15 protein-coding genes are annotated in these 17,560 nt (G+C 41.7%); 11 read left to right on the forward strand and 4 right to left on the reverse strand.

Going from position 1 to position 17,560, the window contains the following annotated elements:
- Positions 1 to 154 precede the first annotated feature (154 nt).
- The gene (locus PP182_RS16310) at positions 155 to 838 is read right to left on the reverse strand and encodes a peptidoglycan DD-metalloendopeptidase family protein (protein WP_272652330.1); all 684 of its coding nucleotides are present in this window, start codon (positions 836 to 838) and stop codon (positions 155 to 157) included.
- 103 nt (positions 839 to 941) lie between these two features.
- Between PP182_RS16310 and msrA the strand changes: the two genes are divergently transcribed.
- The 6 genes from msrA (at position 942) to PP182_RS16340 (ending at position 10,400) form a co-directional block, all read left to right on the forward strand.
- Positions 942 to 1,640, forward strand: coding sequence for a peptide-methionine (S)-S-oxide reductase MsrA (msrA, locus tag PP182_RS16315; RefSeq protein ID WP_272652331.1), 699 nt, complete (start codon positions 942 to 944; stop codon positions 1,638 to 1,640).
- Between the two features lie 57 nt (positions 1,641 to 1,697).
- A complete protein-coding gene (locus PP182_RS16320) occupies positions 1,698 to 4,202 on the forward strand; it encodes a hypothetical protein (protein WP_272652332.1) in 2,505 nt (834 codons plus the stop codon).
- Positions 4,203 to 4,248: 46 nt separating this feature from the next.
- A complete protein-coding gene (locus tag PP182_RS16325; protein WP_272652333.1) occupies positions 4,249 to 6,762 on the forward strand; it encodes a hypothetical protein in 2,514 nt (837 codons plus the stop codon).
- A gap of 71 nt (positions 6,763 to 6,833) precedes the next feature.
- Positions 6,834 to 8,213 (forward strand): 3-keto-disaccharide hydrolase, encoded by a 1,380-nt coding sequence (locus PP182_RS16330; RefSeq protein WP_272652334.1) that lies wholly within the window; start codon positions 6,834 to 6,836, stop codon positions 8,211 to 8,213.
- A 3-nt stretch (positions 8,214 to 8,216) separates the two neighbouring features.
- Entirely contained in the window at positions 8,217 to 9,545 is a 1,329-nt protein-coding gene (locus PP182_RS16335) for a Gfo/Idh/MocA family oxidoreductase (protein ID WP_272652335.1), read from the forward strand.
- Positions 9,546 to 9,665: 120 nt separating this feature from the next.
- Entirely contained in the window at positions 9,666 to 10,400 is a 735-nt protein-coding gene (locus PP182_RS16340; protein WP_272652336.1) for a sugar-binding protein, read from the forward strand.
- A gap of 1 nt (position 10,401) precedes the next feature.
- Here the strand turns inward: PP182_RS16340 and PP182_RS16345 are convergent, their stop codons facing one another.
- From PP182_RS16345 to PP182_RS16355, 3 genes are read right to left on the reverse strand one after another with little or no spacing between them, the layout of a single operon-like run.
- Positions 10,402 to 11,832 (reverse strand): hypothetical protein, encoded by a 1,431-nt coding sequence (locus tag PP182_RS16345; protein ID WP_272652337.1) that lies wholly within the window; start codon positions 11,830 to 11,832, stop codon positions 10,402 to 10,404.
- Positions 11,804 to 12,391: a hypothetical protein gene (locus PP182_RS16350; protein ID WP_272652338.1), complete on the reverse strand. Its 588-nt coding sequence runs from the start codon at positions 12,389 to 12,391 to the stop codon at positions 11,804 to 11,806. The genes PP182_RS16345 and PP182_RS16350 overlap by 29 nt, the downstream gene beginning before the upstream one ends.
- 60 nt (positions 12,392 to 12,451) lie before the next feature.
- The gene (locus tag PP182_RS16355) at positions 12,452 to 13,003 is read right to left on the reverse strand and encodes an RNA polymerase sigma factor (RefSeq protein ID WP_272652339.1); all 552 of its coding nucleotides are present in this window, start codon (positions 13,001 to 13,003) and stop codon (positions 12,452 to 12,454) included.
- A 107-nt stretch (positions 13,004 to 13,110) separates the two neighbouring features.
- Here PP182_RS16355 and PP182_RS16360 point away from each other — a divergent pair, with 107 nt between their 5' ends.
- The 5 genes from PP182_RS16360 to PP182_RS16380 all read left to right on the forward strand — a co-directional run bounded on the left by PP182_RS16360 (position 13,111) and on the right by PP182_RS16380 (position 17,544).
- Positions 13,111 to 14,019: an aldose epimerase family protein gene (locus PP182_RS16360; protein ID WP_272652340.1), complete on the forward strand. Its 909-nt coding sequence runs from the start codon at positions 13,111 to 13,113 to the stop codon at positions 14,017 to 14,019.
- Between the two features lie 32 nt (positions 14,020 to 14,051).
- Positions 14,052 to 14,612 (forward strand): DUF2911 domain-containing protein, encoded by a 561-nt coding sequence (locus PP182_RS16365; protein ID WP_272652341.1) that lies wholly within the window; start codon positions 14,052 to 14,054, stop codon positions 14,610 to 14,612.
- A 22-nt stretch (positions 14,613 to 14,634) separates the two neighbouring features.
- A complete protein-coding gene (gene meaB, locus PP182_RS16370; RefSeq protein ID WP_272652544.1) occupies positions 14,635 to 15,651 on the forward strand; it encodes a methylmalonyl Co-A mutase-associated GTPase MeaB in 1,017 nt (338 codons plus the stop codon).
- Between the two features lie 71 nt (positions 15,652 to 15,722).
- Positions 15,723 to 16,682, forward strand: coding sequence for a glycosyltransferase family 2 protein (locus tag PP182_RS16375; RefSeq protein ID WP_272652342.1), 960 nt, complete (start codon positions 15,723 to 15,725; stop codon positions 16,680 to 16,682).
- Positions 16,666 to 17,544, forward strand: coding sequence for a lysylphosphatidylglycerol synthase transmembrane domain-containing protein (locus PP182_RS16380; RefSeq protein WP_272652343.1), 879 nt, complete (start codon positions 16,666 to 16,668; stop codon positions 17,542 to 17,544). The genes PP182_RS16375 and PP182_RS16380 overlap by 17 nt, the downstream gene beginning before the upstream one ends.
- The last annotated feature ends 16 nt before the right edge of the window (positions 17,545 to 17,560 follow it).

Below are 17,560 nucleotides of genomic sequence, written 5' to 3' on the forward strand. Positions count from 1 at the left end.
ACCGCAAGTGTATTTTGGGGGGTGGCGATTCGTTGAAAAACACGCGTTTCTCGTTATCCGACAACGATTCGGACCAAGTGTAGATTTAGTTCGATAAACGACCGAGGGGTAAAAAACAGCTTACCGGAAAAAATGTGTTTTTAATCGGATATTACTACCTTATTTTCAATAACAGATTGGGGTCAATACAATTATTCCGATAGAAATCTAGCTGCTGCTTGGAACATACGCCAGGGTAATCCCCCCTACTGCCCTGCAAATCTTTTATTATTTGAAAATGAAGATGTGGCGCGTAGTTCACATTAATCTCGGGGTTGCCTAAAGTTGCTAAAACACTTTTGGCTTCAAACTTTTTTCCAATCGACAATCCTACTAGCGATTCCAAGCTCAAATGACCATAAAGGGTGTAAAAGACAAAATCCTCCAACGAATGTTCCAAGATAATCGTTGGTCCATAATCCCCAACATTACTATTATTTTTAAAACTATGCACGACCCCGTTGAGGGGAGTGAAGACTTCTGTTCCTTCCGTAGCCCAATAATCAATTCCTAAATGAATATTCCTAGGTTCCCCGAAATTCTGATTGAAACCAGACTTATCCTTATAAAGGTTTCTAACTTCCAAATACCCACCGTAGGCAACTTTCCCAGCCTTACTTTTTAAAATGTTATCAATATAGGACTGACAACTTTCCGGGTCTGTAATATCGAAATCCTTCAATTCCGTATTATCAGCGGATAAATCTAAAGGAACATACGATTGAATGGGCAGGGTATTTTCAAGTATTGGAATTGACTGGTCAGAAAAATTAGTCAGTATATGTTCAAGTGTATTCATTACCTAAAAATAAGGTGACATTTTCTAATCCTTAACATTTTTTAACCATTTATGGGGTAAGTACTTTGTAATTTACCTACTAATTGTGAAAAAGAAACAAAAGATGAAACTATTTAAAATCTCCCTACTTTGCCTAACCGTGTTGATGGTTACCAGTTGTCAATCCAAAACCAAGCAAAATAAAATTTCAGAAAACACCCCGAATACCATTGAGGAATCAAAGGATATTAAAAAATTGAGTCCTCAGGATTTAAGCAAATATGAAACGGCGTACTTTGCCAGTGGATGTTTTTGGTGTGTAGAAGCTATTTTTGAAAGTGTGAAAGGGGTTAAAGAGGTCATTTCCGGATATGCAGGTGGTGAGGAGCAAAATCCTACTTACGAAATGGTGGGGCGCGGACAAACAACACACGCAGAAGCGGTAGAGGTCTATTATGACCCAGAAACTATTTCCTTTGTAGAATTGGTCCAAGTATTTTTTGGATCGCACGACCCAACTACATTAAATCGTCAAGGCCCTGACCGGGGCACACAATATCGATCTATAGCCTTCTATAAAAATGAGAGACAAAAGAAAATTATAGAAAGCTACATTCAAGCACTAAAGGATCAAGATGTATATAGTGGAGCAACGATAACCACTCAAGTAACTCCATTTACCAAGTTCTATGATGCGGAGGACTATCATCAAGACTATGAAAAGAAACATCCCAACAACTCCTATATAAGAAATGTATCCATTCCTAGATTAAATCGATTTAAAGAGAATTTTGGCGATTATCTAAAAGAGGGAGCGCATTAAGCATTTGGCTTAATTGTTATTTTAATTTAGTATTTTAAAGGACGTAAACCCTTCGCCATGAAAAAATTACGTCCTTTTCTCTTTTTGGCCTGTCTCTGTATAATGGGCCTTCTTTCCTTCAATACGCCCGTACAGGAAAGCATGCAGGTCAAGAACATCCTAGGGAAGCTCCTGCTCTATAGCAAGAACGAAAGACCTGAGAAGACCTACTTGCATACGGACAAGGATTTCTATACCAACGGGGAGACCATATGGTTCAAGACCTATCTCGTGGACGGCATAGACCACAGGGCCAGTGATAAGAGCAAGGTCGTATATGTGGAACTGATAGATTCCGAAGGAAACATCCTGGAGCGAAGAAAACAGTTCGTAAGCGATCTGGGCGCAGAAGGAGAAATACAGCTGGAACAAAAACTGGCACAGGGAGAATACACCCTAAGGGCCTATACCAAATATATGCTCAACGAGGAAGAACCTGTATTCTTCGAGAAGAAAATCCCTATTTGGATGCAACAAATGACCAAGGGCGATGTCGCAGGGATTCCACAGAACAGCACTAATTCAGGAGTAACGGACGTAGTCGACGAAAAGGAAGGGGTTTCGAAGACCAAGGTCCGATTCTTCCCCGAGGGCGGGCAGCTGGTCACCGGAATGAGCTCCAAACTGGGGCTTGAGGTCACCGATGGCCAAGGGAACGGACTGGCCTTGCAGGGAACAATCGTGGACCAGGACGGCAACGTGGCCGCGGATTTCAGAAGCGGGGAATTCGGCCTGGGCGTGGTCAACCTCAGACCACTCTCCGGAAAGACCTATTACGCACGGTTGGACGGAGAGGCAACCGATAGTGAATTTGAACTGCCCAGGGCCATGCCCGAAGGATATCTGCTCAACGTTACGGACCGGGGGGAACATATCCTGGTACAGGTGGCCACAAACCTGTCGGACGGACTGCAAGGAGCACTTTTACTGGGCCACCTAAGGGGCGAGGTCTTCCTGAAACAGGTGGTTAACGGGTACGGGACAAAGGAACATGCAGTAAAAATATATCCGGATCAGCTTAAGGAAGGAGTGGCACAGTTCACCCTGTTCACGGCCAAGGGCGAGCCCGTGAGCGAACGGCTCTTCTTCGTGGAAAATCCCGATCAGCGCGCATCGCTTTCCATAGATACGGACAGGAAAAGCTACGGAACAAGGGACCGGGTACAAGTGGACCTGGCCCTTACAGATTCCCAGGGCAAGTCCTTGGAAGGTGAGTTCTCCATGAGCGTGGTTTCCAAAAACGCCCTGTCCTCCGAATATTCCGGCGATATACGCAGTTGGCTCTTGCTCGACTCCGATGTGGGGGCGACCGTTCCCGATGCCGGGTATTTTTTCAGGAATGCCTCCAAGGACAGAAAACAGCTTTTGGACGCCCTGATGCTCACACACGGGTGGAGAAGGTTCAAATGGTCGCAACTTTTGGAGAAAAAGACAAGCAAGAAGCTTCGGTTCCCGCCCGAAAAGGGCATTACCATCAGCGGAAGGGCCGTTAACTATTACGATAATGAAAAATTCGGGAAAAGCCTGGCCAGCCTTACCCTGATGGGCGAGGACCTGGTCTACGACAAGGATTCCACCGACAACAACGGAAGGTTCGCCTTCGGGTCCTTTTTCTTCCAGGACAGCGTGGACGCCATCCTGCAGGCCGAGGGTTTCGGTAAAAGACCGAAGGTCTTGGACATTTTACTGGACGCCCCCTACCCAGAAAATATGCCCGCACCCAGAAAAATACAATATCGGGAAACGCGCCACGTGGAACCCAACAACGACTACATGGCCAATGCCTACAGGCAAAAGGTGGCGGACTTTACCTTCGATCCCGACAAAGTGACCCTACTTGAAGAAGCGACCGTCACGGCCAAAAGACCAAATCCGAGAGATGTTAGAAACAGAATTTTAACCGAACAGATGGATGCTAAGATGACAACTGGCCAGTTTTCAGACAGAGTTCATATGGACTCAATTCAGGGTACAGAAACACTTTCTGCTTTGGAATTACTTCGATATTCAAGATATTCTTTCAGAAGGGGAATTACTTCAGTAAATGCTGGGACAGGTGCGTTATATCTAGTAGATGGTGTAGTTGCAAGCCCAGATTTTATAAGCTCGATGAGAGCTAATGAAATTCAATTTGTGGATATCGTCACTGGTCCAGATGCCACGTTATGGGGTGTCAGGGGTGCAGGCGGAGTTATCGCCTTCTATACCAAAAAGGGAATTTATTTGGGGGATGAGACGAAGGATGTTCCCGGTATCATCAATACCAAAATTATTGGTTTCAACAAGGTAAGGGAATTCTATACCCCTAATTATTCAGTGGACAGAAAAGAACATGAAAAGCCCGATTACCGCTCTACCCTGCTCTGGGAGCCCAACATAATGCTAAAAAAGGAAGGGGACAACAAACTAGAATTCTTTACCGGGGATAACCCCGGCAATTACCTGATCAAGGTAGAGGGACTGACCGTTAATGGAGTCCCGGTTAGCGAGACAATGGAATTGGAAGTGGATTCCTCTAACTAATAAATTGTAAAAAAATTAGTATTTTAAAGGACGTAAACCCTTCGCCATGAAAAAATTACGTCCTTTTCTCTTTTTGGCCTGTCTCTGTATAATGGGCCTTCTTTCCTTCGATACGCCCGTACAGGAAAGCATGCAGGTCAAGAACATCCTAGGGAAGCTCCTGCTCTATAGCAAGAACGAAAGACCTGAGAAGACCTACTTGCATACGGACAAGGATTTCTATACCAACGGGGAGACCATATGGTTCAAGACCTATCTCGTGGACGGCATAGACCACAGGGCCAGTGATAAGAGCAAGGTCGTATATGTGGAACTGATAGATTCCGAAGGAAACATCCTGGAGCGAAGAAAACAGTTCGTAAGCGATCTGGGCGCAGAAGGAGAAATACAGCTGGAACAAAAACTGGCACAGGGAGAATACACCCTAAGGGCCTATACCAAATATATGCTCAACGAGGAAGAACCTGTATTCTTCGAGAAGAAAATCCCTATTTGGATGCAACAAATGACCAAGGGCGATGTCGCAGGGATTCCACAGAACAGCACTAATTCAGGAGTAACGGACGTAGTCGACGAAAAGGAAGGGGTTTCGAAGACCAAGGTCCGATTCTTCCCCGAGGGCGGGCAGCTGGTCACCGGAATGAGCTCCAAACTGGGGCTTGAGGTCACCGATGGCCAAGGGAACGGACTGGCCTTGCAGGGAACAATCGTGGACCAGGACGGCAACGTGGCCGCGGATTTCAGAAGCGGGGAATTCGGCCTGGGCGTGGTCAACCTCAGACCACTCTCCGGAAAGACCTATTACGCACGGTTGGACGGAGAGGCAACCGATAGTGAATTTGAACTGCCCAGGGCCATGCCCGAAGGATATCTGCTCAACGTTACGGACCGGGGGGAACATATCCTGGTACAGGTGGCCACAAACCTGTCGGACGGACTGCAAGGAGCACTTTTACTGGGCCACCTAAGGGGCGAGGTCTTCCTGAAACAGGTGGTTAACGGGTACGGGACAAAGGAACATGCAGTAAAAATATATCCGGATCAGCTTAAGGAAGGAGTGGCACAGTTCACCCTGTTCACGGCCAAGGGCGAGCCCGTGAGCGAACGGCTCTTCTTCGTGGAAAATCCCGATCAGCGCGCATCGCTTTCCATAGATACGGACAGGAAAAGCTACGGAACAAGGGACCGGGTACAAGTGGACCTGGCCCTTACAGATTCCCAGGGCAAGTCCTTGGAAGGTGAGTTCTCCATGAGCGTGGTTTCCAAAAACGCCCTGTCCTCCGAATATTCCGGCGATATACGCAGTTGGCTCTTGCTCGACTCCGATGTGGGGGCGACCGTTCCCGATGCCGGGTATTTTTTCAGGAATGCCTCCAAGGACAGAAAACAGCTTTTGGACGCCCTGATGCTCACACACGGGTGGAGAAGGTTCAAATGGTCGCAACTTTTGGAGAAAAAGACAAGCAAGAAGCTTCGGTTCCCGCCCGAAAAGGGCATTACCATCAGCGGAAGGGCCGTTAACTATTACGATAATGAAAAATTCGGGAAAAGCCTGGCCAGCCTTACCCTGATGGGCGAGGACCTGGTCTACGACAAGGATTCCACCGACAACAACGGAAGGTTCGCCTTCGGGTCCTTTTTCTTCCAGGACAGCGTGGACGCCATCCTGCAGGCCGAGGGTTTCGGTAAAAGACCGAAGGTCTTGGACATTTTACTGGACGCCCCCTACCCAGAAAATATGCCCGCACCCAGAAAAATACAATATCGGGAAACGCGCCACGTGGAACCCAACAACGACTACATGGCCAATGCCTACAGGCAAAAGGTGGCGGACTTTACCTTCGATCCCGACAAAGTGAACTTACTCGACGAGGCCAAGGTTAGAGGGAAGAAAGTGAATATAAGTATTTTACGAAATCATGAGATTACTAGACAAACTGATTACGCGCAAATCACCTCAGGTCCATTTACCTACCGTATTCATGTAGACTCAATTCAAGGTACCGAAACACTTTCTGCTTTGGAATTACTTCGATATTCAAGATTTTCGGCTGTAAGCGGTAGAACTTCAATATACGCAAGTAACGAACCACTATATCTTATTGATTTTATACCCGTTAGCAAAAGTACGTTAAATGGATTTAGGGCAAATGAAATTATGTTTGTGGATGTCGTTAGAGGTCCGGGTGCTTCAATATTTGGCTCAAGGGGTGCTAATGGCATTATTGCGTTTTATACCAAACGACCAATCTTATTTGAAAATAAAATTTTTCAAAAGAAAATACCTGATATTATCGACACCAAGATTATAGGCTTTAACAAGGTAAGGGAATTCTATGTCCCAAACTATTCTGTGGACAAAAAGGAGCACGAAAAACCGGACTACCGCTCCACGCTGTTCTGGCAACCCGATATTCAATTGAAAAAGGACAGGGCAACGAAGCTCGATTTCTTTACCGGCGATAACCCGGGCAATTACCTAATAAAGGTAGAGGGACTGGCCGATGATGGAATCCCGGTTAACCAAACGATGGAATTGGAAGTGGGTTCTTCTAATTAAAAACCCTTAAAATTTACTATCTTCAAGCGTCTTTAACAAGACGCTTTTTTTATAAAACCAATTTAACAACAATGACAAAACAAAAATTAAAGTTTTCCGTAGTATTTATTTGCGCCTTCCTTTTTATATGCTGCAAACAGGAACCTACCGATGACACTCCATGGGTATCCCTTTTTGATGGGGAATCTTTAAACGGATGGACTCAAAAAGGAGGAAAGGCAAATTATACGATTCGGGATAATAGTGTGGTAGGGAGTACAGTCCACAACACCCCAAACTCCTTTATGACCACGGACAAAATGTACGGGGATTTTATTATGGAATTGGATTATATGGTCGATTCCACCATGAATTCGGGCATACAAATCCGCAGCAACAGCTATCCACATTATATGGACGGACGAGTTCATGGCTATCAAATTGAAATAGATCCTTCGGATAGGGCCTGGAGCGCTGGTATTTATGATGAGGCCAGAAGGGGATGGCTAAATCCTATGACCGAAAACCCCGAAGCCCAAAAGGCATTTAAACAAAACGATTGGAATCATTATAGAGTTGAAGCCATTGGGGATACCTTAAAAACATGGATTAATGGGGTACCTGCCGCTCATCTTATCGATGATAGAACATCTGAAGGGTTTATAGCCCTGCAAGTCCATAGTATTGGGGAAGACCAACAAGAAGGAACTGAAATTATTTGGAAAAATATCAAAATATTGACCGACAGTCTTTCGAAGTATTCCAAGGAAACTCCGGTCCCCCCAATTATAACCAAAAACGCCTTGGGTGTCGATGAAGCAAAAAACGGGTGGCAAATGCTTTGGAACGGAGAATCGACCGAAGGATGGCGTGGAGCCCGTTTGGATGAATTCCCCGAAAAAGGCTGGGAAATAAACGATGGTATCCTTACGGTACTTTCATCAGGAGGGGAAGAGTCCGCAGCGGGAGGTGACATTGTCACCAAAGAACTCTATGGCGATTTTGAACTTAAATTGGATTTTAAAATTACAGAAGGGGCCAATAGTGGGATTAAATATTATGTAGATACGGACCTCAACAAGGGACCAGGTTCTTCCATTGGTTTGGAATATCAGATTTTAGATGATGAACGGCATCCTGATGCCAAATTGGGCAATCATGAAGGCAGTAGGACCGTAGCTTCGCTCTACGATCTAATAAAAGCGGACGAAGACAAACCCATCAACCCCATTGGCGAATGGAATACCGCACATATCATTTCTAAGGATGGGCATGTAGAACATTGGTTGAATGGTATGAAGGTGTTGGAGTATGAACGGGGCAGCGACGAATACAAAAAATTAGTGTCCGAAAGTAAATATGTAACCTGGCCAAATTTTGGAGAATCGGAAACCGGTCATATTCTATTACAGGACCATGGCGATAGAGTTTCCTTTAAAAACATAAAAATTAAACCAATCACAAAAGAATAGGCAATGACAACAAGAAGAAACTTTATAAAAAAAACAACGGCAGGTACCGCTGCAGTGACCCTAGGAGGGTTAGTATTACCTTCTTCGTCCTATGGTAATATATTGGGTGCCAATGATCAAATTAATTGTGCGGTAATAGGTGTAAGAAGCAGGGCAAAGGCACACGTAAAAGCCATAAACGAAGATCCAAATGCAAAAATTTTATACAGTTGCGATGTAGATGATGTTATCTTGGAAGAGCACAATGCTTGGTGTCAAGAAAATATTGGGTACATCCCAAAAGTTGAAAAAGACTTTAGGAAAATGTTAGAGGATAAAAAGGTGGATGCCGTTTTTATTGCCACCCCTGAACACTGGCATGCCCCAATGGCAATTTTGGCCTTACAGGCAGGAAAGCATGTTTATGTGGAAAAACCCTGTAGCCATAATCCACATGAGAATGAACTATTGGTGGCGGCACAAAAAAAATATGGTAAGAAGGTGCAGATGGGAAATCAGCAGCGCTCGGCTTTTACCTCCATAAGCGCTATAAAGGATATTAGGGAAGGTGTAATTGGCGATGTCTATAAAGGCGAAGCCTATTATTCGAACAACCGCGGCTCTATTGGTAATGGTAAGGTGATAGAGGTGCCGAAGACATTGGATTGGGAATTATGGCAAGGACCTGCCCTAAGGGAAAAGTATAAAGACAACGTACATCCTTACAACTGGCATTGGTTCAGAAATTGGGGTACCGGTGAAATTCATAATAATGGCACCCATGAAATCGATATTTGTCGTTGGGCACTTGGAGTGGACCTACCCAATAGCGTGACCTCCTTTGGCGGTAAATACACCTACGATGATGATTGGGAATTCGTGGACAACCAGCAGGTCACCTATACTTTTGACAATGATAAGTTTATTACTTGGACCGGTCATAGCAGAGGTGTTCTCAAGCCAAAAAGACCCGGTAGGGGTATCACCATTTATGGTAGTGAAGGCTCTATTATGTTAGATCGGAATTTTTATCAATTGTACGACCTTCAAGGCAACCTCATAAAGGAAGAAAAAGAGGGTGGTTCCAGTGAAACGACCAACACTAGAGGGGAAGGATCACTGGATGTTAACCATGTAGGGAACTTCTTTAAAGCCATAAGAGCGGATGAAAGTCTACATGCGGATATTAAGGATGCAAGTATTTCCACGATGCTATGTCATTTGGGAAATATGGCTCAAGATGCTGGTGAGACCCTAAAAATAGACAACTCCACTGGAAAAGTATTGAACAATGAAATGGCCATGAATTTCTGGAAAAGAGAATATGCCCCAGGTTGGGAGCCCAAGTTATAGCAGAAATAAACTTTTTATAAAAAAGGTCATTTTTTGGATGGATTGTTTATTATACTAAAATTCCTACAACGAATAGGAATTTCTGTATATTTAATTGAATAAACCCCAAATTATTGACTTATGAGATGTATACTGGCCCTAATAATGGTGTTGGTGTCCTTTTCTTGTAACAGGCATGAAACGAAAAAGGACACCAACATTATTGAAGTTTCGCATACAGACGAACCACCAACCATTGATGGAGAATCCAAAGAAACACTTTGGAAGCTCAATGAATGGCTACCACTGGACCAAAATTGGATGGGCGGCCCCTATGAACATGCTGATTTTAATGGCAGGTACAAGTTGACATGGAACAGGGATGCGCTATATGTATTGTTAGAAATTACGGACGACACGCTTTTAGATCGAACCAAAGATCCCCTCAAACTTTATTGGAACGATGACTGCGTAGAGGTTTTTATTGATGAGGACAATTCGGGAGGGCTGCATCAGTATAACCATAATGCCTTTGCATATCATGTCGCTTTAGATGGTAATGTTGTTGATTTAGCACCGGACAAAAATCCAAAACTTTATAATGGGCATATCACCTCCGAACACACTACAGTGGATAACTTAACCACTTGGGAGTTGGCCATACGGGTTTATGATGACACCTATCAAGAAGGACAAAAAAACAATCCTGAGGAATTAAAACAAGAGAAAAGAATAGGTTTTGCCTTGGCCTATTGTGACAATGATCATAGTACGGAAAGGGAAAATTTTATTGGATCTGTTTTCGTTCCAGGAGAGGACAAAAATCAAGGATGGATAAATGCAGATATCTTTGGGACTTTAGTATTAAAAAAATAGACTACTCAACGGTTACTTCGCTAAAATCAGAAGTGATAACAATAGAGCGATTATCATTTTCGGCAATACTATGTCCCTTAAGTATTTTAGTGTTCCCATTTTTTGTCTCTTTCAATTTTAAATTTTTGGGCAAAACCATATCAGAGGCTGTTCCCTTGATATAAATATTAGTGGCTGTAGCAGGTAACTTAAAATTAAGTTCCGCGTTTTTTAAGGAGACATCCAGCTCCTCAAAATCATTGGCAATTGATAAAATTCTCAAGGGGCCAAAATCATTCTTTATAAATGCCTTTTTCAGTAATTTATCTATGGTCACATGAGAAGAATTGGCCTGTAACTGTAAGGTGTGAACCTCGCTTAACGCTATATCTTTGGAATAGTTGGTCTTTAATTGACCATAGTTCCAGTTGCGTACGTTTACTGGCGAATACGATACGGACACTTGGGTTTCATCCCCATCTATGGTCGTAGCCCAAAGGCTTGAATGCGACAAAGTCGCATTCAAGTTCCTAGTATTTTCAGCCAATTTAACCTCTCCATGTCTTACATTCATCTTTATCTTGGTAGACTTGGGCATCTTAATCTTGATGGTTTTTTTAATCTTATAGTTCTTGTTTTCCCCGTCTGTAGAGAAATAAAATATACTGGGACCTTCATGCTTCTCCCTGAGCTCCATCATCTCACGTCTTGCTTCTCTTTGGGCTTCCCTGGCTTCTTGTTGTACTTCCCTGATCTCTATCCTTTGCTCTACTATTTCAGCTCTTTTTTTCTCCATTTCCTCTCTTCGTTTATCCTGGGCCTCAAGACGTTTTTCCATCTCTTTACCCCGCTTTTCCATACGTTCGGCCCATTCTTCCAATCGTTTTTGATGCTTTTCATCAAAACTCTCTTTAAATTCCTTTTGCCATTTTTTCATGTATTCCTCACCATCCTTTTGATAGGCCTTATAATCAAACTTAAAAGCTTCTGTTTGCGGTAAGGGTGGCATTTCAACTATTTCAGGAAAAGGGGCAATCTCTGGAATTTCAACCACAAAAGGAGCGATTTCGGGAATTTCAATATCCAAATCCCTAAATTCAAACTCAACATCCTGGGGTCCAAAAAGGCCAAATCTCTTTGAAGTAGATGTGATTTCAATTCTTGAGCTATTACCCAAAATTTTAATAGGGTCGCTTTCAAAGTAGTTTTCTGACTCTTCTTTTTCGGCCCCTTCCAACTCCACGGTAGCGACTATCTCTACCACATTCTTATTCCATGTTTCAAACTCAATATCCGCATAACTGGTATTGATGTCCAAAACGGCATCCTTATCCACATTAAAGCTTTCCTTGTAGGTCTTACTTTCCTTCTGGCCAAAGACGCCGAACGTGCTGATTAAAAATCCTAAAACAATGATGAGTTGTTTAGATACTATTTTCGGTGATCTGTTCATTTTTTGATGATTTTAATTGATTTAACTTCTTTTTTAACTTCTGTAATAACTGTAATCTTAATTGTAGGTTTTCTATAAGGGCCGATATTGTTTGATCATTGGGGCCCAATTCGTTCAATTCACTGTTTAGATTCTCATATTCAGAATTGAGTTCGGTCAAACGTTCCATAAAACTGTCAACAAGCTCCTTATTCGCTGCAGATACATCCAACTTTGAAAGCTCCATATTGATATTGGCCACATAATAGTTTTCAACTTTCTTCAGATCAGGGGAAAGGTCACCAAAAGAAAATGTATTGTCTTTTTCAATAGGTCCCCCTTTATCCACTATGGTAGTAGGAATATCCTCCGTATTAAAAAATTGTAAGTAGCCAATCATTCCCAAACCTAAAAGAACCACAATTGAGGCAGCAACTTTCCAGATATTCCAAAGCGATTTTTTTTCTACTGGCAGTGCCTCATCCAGCTTGGATAGAAATCGGGCTTCATGTCCTTTCTTAAGTTCAAAACTTTGTTCCTCCCGCTCCTTTTTAAATAATTTTATAAGATCTTGTTTCATCTGCTATTTTTTTGTTTTTTTGGTCAAACACCATTCACCACCGACCGTTTTTATTGTATTTTAAGAATTGTTGCGCCTCATTTCATATTTTTTCGATTGCAACAATTCCTTCAATTGTCCTTTTCCCCTTAATAATCGTGTTCTACATGCCGTTTCGGTTATATCCAATACCTGAGATATCTCCTTATGGTCAAAACCTTCCACTAAATACATCATAACTACATATTTATATTTTTCGGATAACTTCACAATGGCCTCTTTAACATCGTCCATCCCAATTCCTTCCTCAATGGTCCAGTCATCATGCTCTACGGGACTCATATAACTCTCGTCCAAGGCTATAGTCTGTTCCTTTTTGGATTTTAAAAAATCTATGCATTTATTCACCACTATTCGCTTTAGCCAAGCACCAAAAGTTACTTCCCCCTTAAACTGATGTATTTTCTGAAAGGCCTTTACAAAGGCCTCTTGCAATACATCTTCCGCGTCGTCGGCATTCTTCAAAAAACGCATGGCGACACAGTACATTCCGTCACAATACTGCCGGTACAGTTTTAGCTGTGCGGAACGGTCATTTGCCTTACATTTTTCTACAATGTCTAATTGAAACATTGGTCGGTTTGGTGTTTGTTCTTAGTTGTTGTTATTTTAAAGACGAAAGAAAAAAAGTGATGTTGCAAAAAACTTTTATTTTTACGAATCTTTTTTAAATTTTTCGCTTGAAACAAGTTACGATTTCCAATAAATTTATAACGCTAATGGTCTTGGACTACGGTGCAACCATTCAAAAATTATTGGTAAAGGGTAAGGATGGCAACTATACCAATACGGTTGTTGGTTATAATCATCCCAGCAGGTATAGGCTGGATGAAAATTGTCTAGGTGCTTGTGTAGGAAGGTATGCCGGCCGTATTTCCAATGGCATTTTTGAATTGGATCGTGAGAAATTCCTTTTATACCAAGAGGAAGGTGTTCACTTACATGGGGGCAAGGAGGGTTTTCATCAAAAATACTGGAATATTGAAGAAGTGTCCTACTCGGACCATCCAATGATAAAGTTATCCTACCGGAGCAAACATTTGGAAGAAGGATACCCTGGAAATTTAACCGTTAACGTTACCTACAAGCTAGTGGGTAATGCCCTGCAAATTATACATGAAGCGGTTACGGACAGAAGCACTGTGGTAAATTTAACCAACCATTCCTATTTTAAGTTGGACGATAGCCCCTACATAGACGAATGCGAGTTACAGCTCAATTGCCCCTATTATTTGGAAACCGAAGAAAACCTACTTCCCACAGGTAATATTGTACCGGTTAGAAAAACTAGCTATGATTTTTTGTTGCCAAGGGAAATAGGCGTGCAACGATTAGACACGCCGTATGTGAAAGATATAGGAAATGAAAAAGTAGCTGAACTACACTCCAATAAGTCCGGAATTTCTATGAAGGTGTATACGAACCAACCTTCAGTTGTTGTATACACTCCTTTGGATTTTCCAGGAATTTGTTTTGAAACACAAAACTATCCAGATGCACCCAACCAACCCGACTTTCCCAATAGCGTTTTAAAACCTGGTGAAACCTATAACAACATTACCATCTTTAAGTTTGATTTACTACCTTAGAATTACCAAATCTATTAAGCTACAAAGTACCCATGAAATTTTTGAAAAGACTGGTAATCGCTTTATTGGTATTGTTCGGCTTATTTTATTATGTAGGCTTGCCCTATCTAAGAAATCAAACTAAAAAATACAGCCCGGAGCGGACGAGTACCTTTACCTTGAAAGGTGCCGAACTTGCTGTACACTACTCCAGTCCATCGAAAAAAGGCAGGGATATTTTCGGAGACCTGGTCCCATTTAACCAGGTTTGGAGAACAGGAGCAAATGAGCCCACCACCTTTACAACAAGTGAAGCCATAAAAATCATCGACAAACCGCTATCTGCAGGAACGTACTCACTTTGGACCATTCCGAACAAAGATAGTTGGAAGGTCATCTTTAATAAGGAAGTCCCAAATTGGGGTGTGACTTTTTTTGGTAATGGAACCCAAACAACAAGAGATGCTAGTGAAGATATAGTTAATGTGGAGGTACCCTCAAGAAAGGCCATGGAACCCATTGAAGAATTCACTATAGACTTTTCCAAAAATGAGCAGTTATATCTAAGTCTTTCATGGGATGATACCATAATAAACATACCTATAAGCAAATAAGCAATATCCTAACAGTACTACCATTAAATCTAAAGAAAACAGCTCTGAAAAGAAGAATGACTCAGACTTTATTGAAAGTTTGACCAAAGGAGTACTGTCCAATAATACCTCTATCCTGGGCAAAGCAATTACCTTGGTAGAAAGCGAAAGAAGAGAGCATCAAAAACTGGCGAATACACTTCTTGAAAAATGTATAACCCATAGAGCCGATTCAATAAGAATTGGAGTTACTGGAGTTCCAGGTGTTGGAAAAAGTACGTTTATCGAAGCCTTTGGGAAGTTGTTTATTAATGATGGAAAAAAATTGGCTGTACTTACCGTAGATCCATCTAGTAGTATGACCAAAGGGAGTATTCTGGGCGACAAAACCAGAATGGAAGCGTTGTCCAAAAACCCGAATGCTTTTATTAGGCCCTCGGCTTCTGGGGGTTCCTTAGGAGGCGTTGCCCGTAAAACCCAAGAGACAATTATTCTATTGGAAGCCGCTGGATATGATACTATAATCATTGAAACTGTGGGAGTTGGTCAAAGTGAAACGGCCGTAAGGGAAATGGTAGACTTCTTTCTATTATTAAAACTTCCGGGAGCCGGAGATGAACTTCAAGGTATAAAAAGAGGGGTTATGGAAATGGCAGATGCCATTGCTATAAACAAGGCCGACGGGGATAATATTAAATCGGCCGAATTAGCTGCAACCGAATTTAAAAGAGCTTTACACCTTTTTGCGCCAAAAGCAAGTGGTTGGACTCCTGAGGTATTCACTTGCTCTGCCCTCAAAAACAAAGGTTTAAAAGAAATTTTAAGTTGCATAAAAAACTATGTAGCTCAAAACAGGGAAAGCGGTTTTTTTGAGCGAGCCAGACAACATCAAAATAAAAATTGGTTTAAACGTCATTTAGAAAACTCCTTACTAAAGGACTTTCATGAAAATCCAGAAATTTCCAATTCACTTGAGCAATTGGAAAACCAGGTCGTGAAAGGAGAGATTACTCCATTTATGGCTGCCGAGAGATTACTAAAAACCTATAGGGATATTTAGGGTTGAAAATCCTTTCTGTCTTTTTTAAGGATAAAAACATAACTTTGCCCACGTAATCCAAAATCGACTTAATGGATATTGTTACTCCTTCCCTACTCTCCGTAGTAGTGCCTCTCTATAATGAGGAAGATAATGCCGTTCTGTTAACGGAAAAAATCCATGAAAGTCTTGTTGGCTATGATTATCAAATCATTTATATCGACGATTTTTCTGCGGATAATACCAAAAAGGTAGTGAAGGCGATGGATGACCCCAAGGTTCATCTTATCGAACTAAAAAAGAATTACGGTCAAAGTTTGGCACTCGCAGCGGGCATAGATTATGCGGAAGGAGAATTCATTATTACCATGGATGGGGATTTACAAAATGACCCTAGCGACATCCCTCAAATGTTATCCTTTGCTATTGAAGAGGAGTACGACTTGGTAACCGGAATACGGCAAAAGCGCCAGGATTCATTGGTAAAAAAAATACCCTCTAAAATCGCCAATTATTTGGTTAGGAGAGTAACGAAACTGGATATAAAGGATAATGGTTGTGCTCTAAAAGTTTTTACAAAGGATATTGCCAAAGACCTAAATCTATATGGTGAAATGCATCGGTTTATAACGCTTTTGGCCCATTTGGAAGGCGCTCAAATCAAACAGGTGCCCGTAAAACATCATGCCCGTCATGCCGGTGTCTCCAAGTACGGTCTGGAACGTGTATTCAAGGTCGTCGCGGATATGATGCTTTTACTCTTTATCAGGAAATATTTTCAAAGGCCGATTCACCTTTTCGGAATCTTTGGTTTTCTCTTAATCATTTTGGGTGTGCTGATCAACGTCTACTTGTTAATTGTTAAGTTCGGATTGGGAGAGGATATTGGAAACAGACCCTTGCTAACTTTTGGTCTGATGTTTATTTTAGGGGGCATACAACTGTTCACCATAGGAATTGTAATGGAGCTTTTAATTAGGACCTATTATGAATCACAAAAAAAGAGACCTTATCGAATTAAAAAAGTAAGTATAGGTGGCAAATCCTCGTAAGACCTTAACCACCATCCTTAAGTTGGTGATAAGTGCATTGCTTATCTACTTTATTTTCACCAAAATTGATTTTTCGGAGATAATGGGTACGCTAAAAAAAAGTAATCCCCTTTATCTGATTTTCGCCTTATTATTTTTTCTTATTTCTAAAATAATTGCCTCCTATAGACTTAATGGTTATTTTCATCAGTTAAAAATTCCGCTGACCCAAAAAAGTAATTTGAAGCTATATTTACTCGGCATGTTCTATAACCTTTTTTTACCAGGAGGAATAGGCGGAGATGCCTATAAAGGGTATTTAATCAAGAAGAATTTTCAAGTACAGACCAAGCGCGTAGTCAGTGTATTGGTCCTGGATAGGTTAAGTGGGCTTTTACTTCTCTTTGTCTATGCTTGTGGTTTAATTGTAGTTTTAGGAAACAGCCTTTTGGCTCCTTATAAATATCTGTTTATTATCGCCATTCCTTTAGCGATAGGGGTATACTTTTTGTTGAACAAGAAATTCTTTTCCTATGTGCTGCCTGTGTTTTGGAGTTCCTTAGGACATTCTTCCCTAGTGCAGCTTGCACAACTCGTAAGTGTTTTTTTTATAATGCAAGCCTTGGGTATTCATGCAAACATATTGGCCTATTTGGTAGTCTTCCTTATATCCTCCATTGTATCCGTAATACCTTTAACCATTGGTGGACTTGGTAGCAGGGAAATAACATTTTTCTATGGTGCCGAGTTTTTAAATCTAGATGAAAGTACTTCGGTAGGTATTAGTGTGGTGTTCTTTTTAATAACCGCTTTTATCTCTTTGATAGGAATACGTTATCATTTCAAGAAGATAAAGTTAGAGACCACCTCTAAATCCATATAAAACAGAACTTCTACTT

The organism is Maribacter sp. PR1 (assembly GCF_028464145.1).
In the GTDB taxonomy this organism is placed as follows: domain Bacteria; phylum Bacteroidota; class Bacteroidia; order Flavobacteriales; family Flavobacteriaceae; genus Maribacter.

What these genes read in the sequence shown, in the direction of transcription:
- PP182_RS16335 (WP_272652335.1), top strand. Translation starts at nt 8,217, where the DNA reads ATGACAACAAGAAGAAACTTTATAAAAAAAACAACGGCAGGTACCGCT.
- PP182_RS16345 (WP_272652337.1), bottom strand. Translation starts at nt 11,832, where the DNA reads ATGAACAGATCACCGAAAATAGTATCTAAACAACTCATCATTGTTTTA.
- PP182_RS16310 (WP_272652330.1), bottom strand. Translation starts at nt 838, where the DNA reads ATGAATACACTTGAACATATACTGACTAATTTTTCTGACCAGTCAATT.
- PP182_RS16320 (WP_272652332.1), top strand. Translation starts at nt 1,698, where the DNA reads ATGAAAAAATTACGTCCTTTTCTCTTTTTGGCCTGTCTCTGTATAATG.
- PP182_RS16355 (WP_272652339.1), bottom strand. Translation starts at nt 13,003, where the DNA reads ATGTTTCAATTAGACATTGTAGAAAAATGTAAGGCAAATGACCGTTCC.
- msrA (WP_272652331.1), top strand. Translation starts at nt 942, where the DNA reads ATGAAACTATTTAAAATCTCCCTACTTTGCCTAACCGTGTTGATGGTT.
- PP182_RS16365 (WP_272652341.1), top strand. Translation starts at nt 14,052, where the DNA reads ATGAAATTTTTGAAAAGACTGGTAATCGCTTTATTGGTATTGTTCGGC.
- PP182_RS16340 (WP_272652336.1), top strand. Translation starts at nt 9,666, where the DNA reads ATGAGATGTATACTGGCCCTAATAATGGTGTTGGTGTCCTTTTCTTGT.
- PP182_RS16375 (WP_272652342.1), top strand. Translation starts at nt 15,723, where the DNA reads ATGGATATTGTTACTCCTTCCCTACTCTCCGTAGTAGTGCCTCTCTAT.
- PP182_RS16350 (WP_272652338.1), bottom strand. Translation starts at nt 12,391, where the DNA reads ATGAAACAAGATCTTATAAAATTATTTAAAAAGGAGCGGGAGGAACAA.
- PP182_RS16325 (WP_272652333.1), top strand. Translation starts at nt 4,249, where the DNA reads ATGAAAAAATTACGTCCTTTTCTCTTTTTGGCCTGTCTCTGTATAATG.
- PP182_RS16330 (WP_272652334.1), top strand. Translation starts at nt 6,834, where the DNA reads ATGACAAAACAAAAATTAAAGTTTTCCGTAGTATTTATTTGCGCCTTC.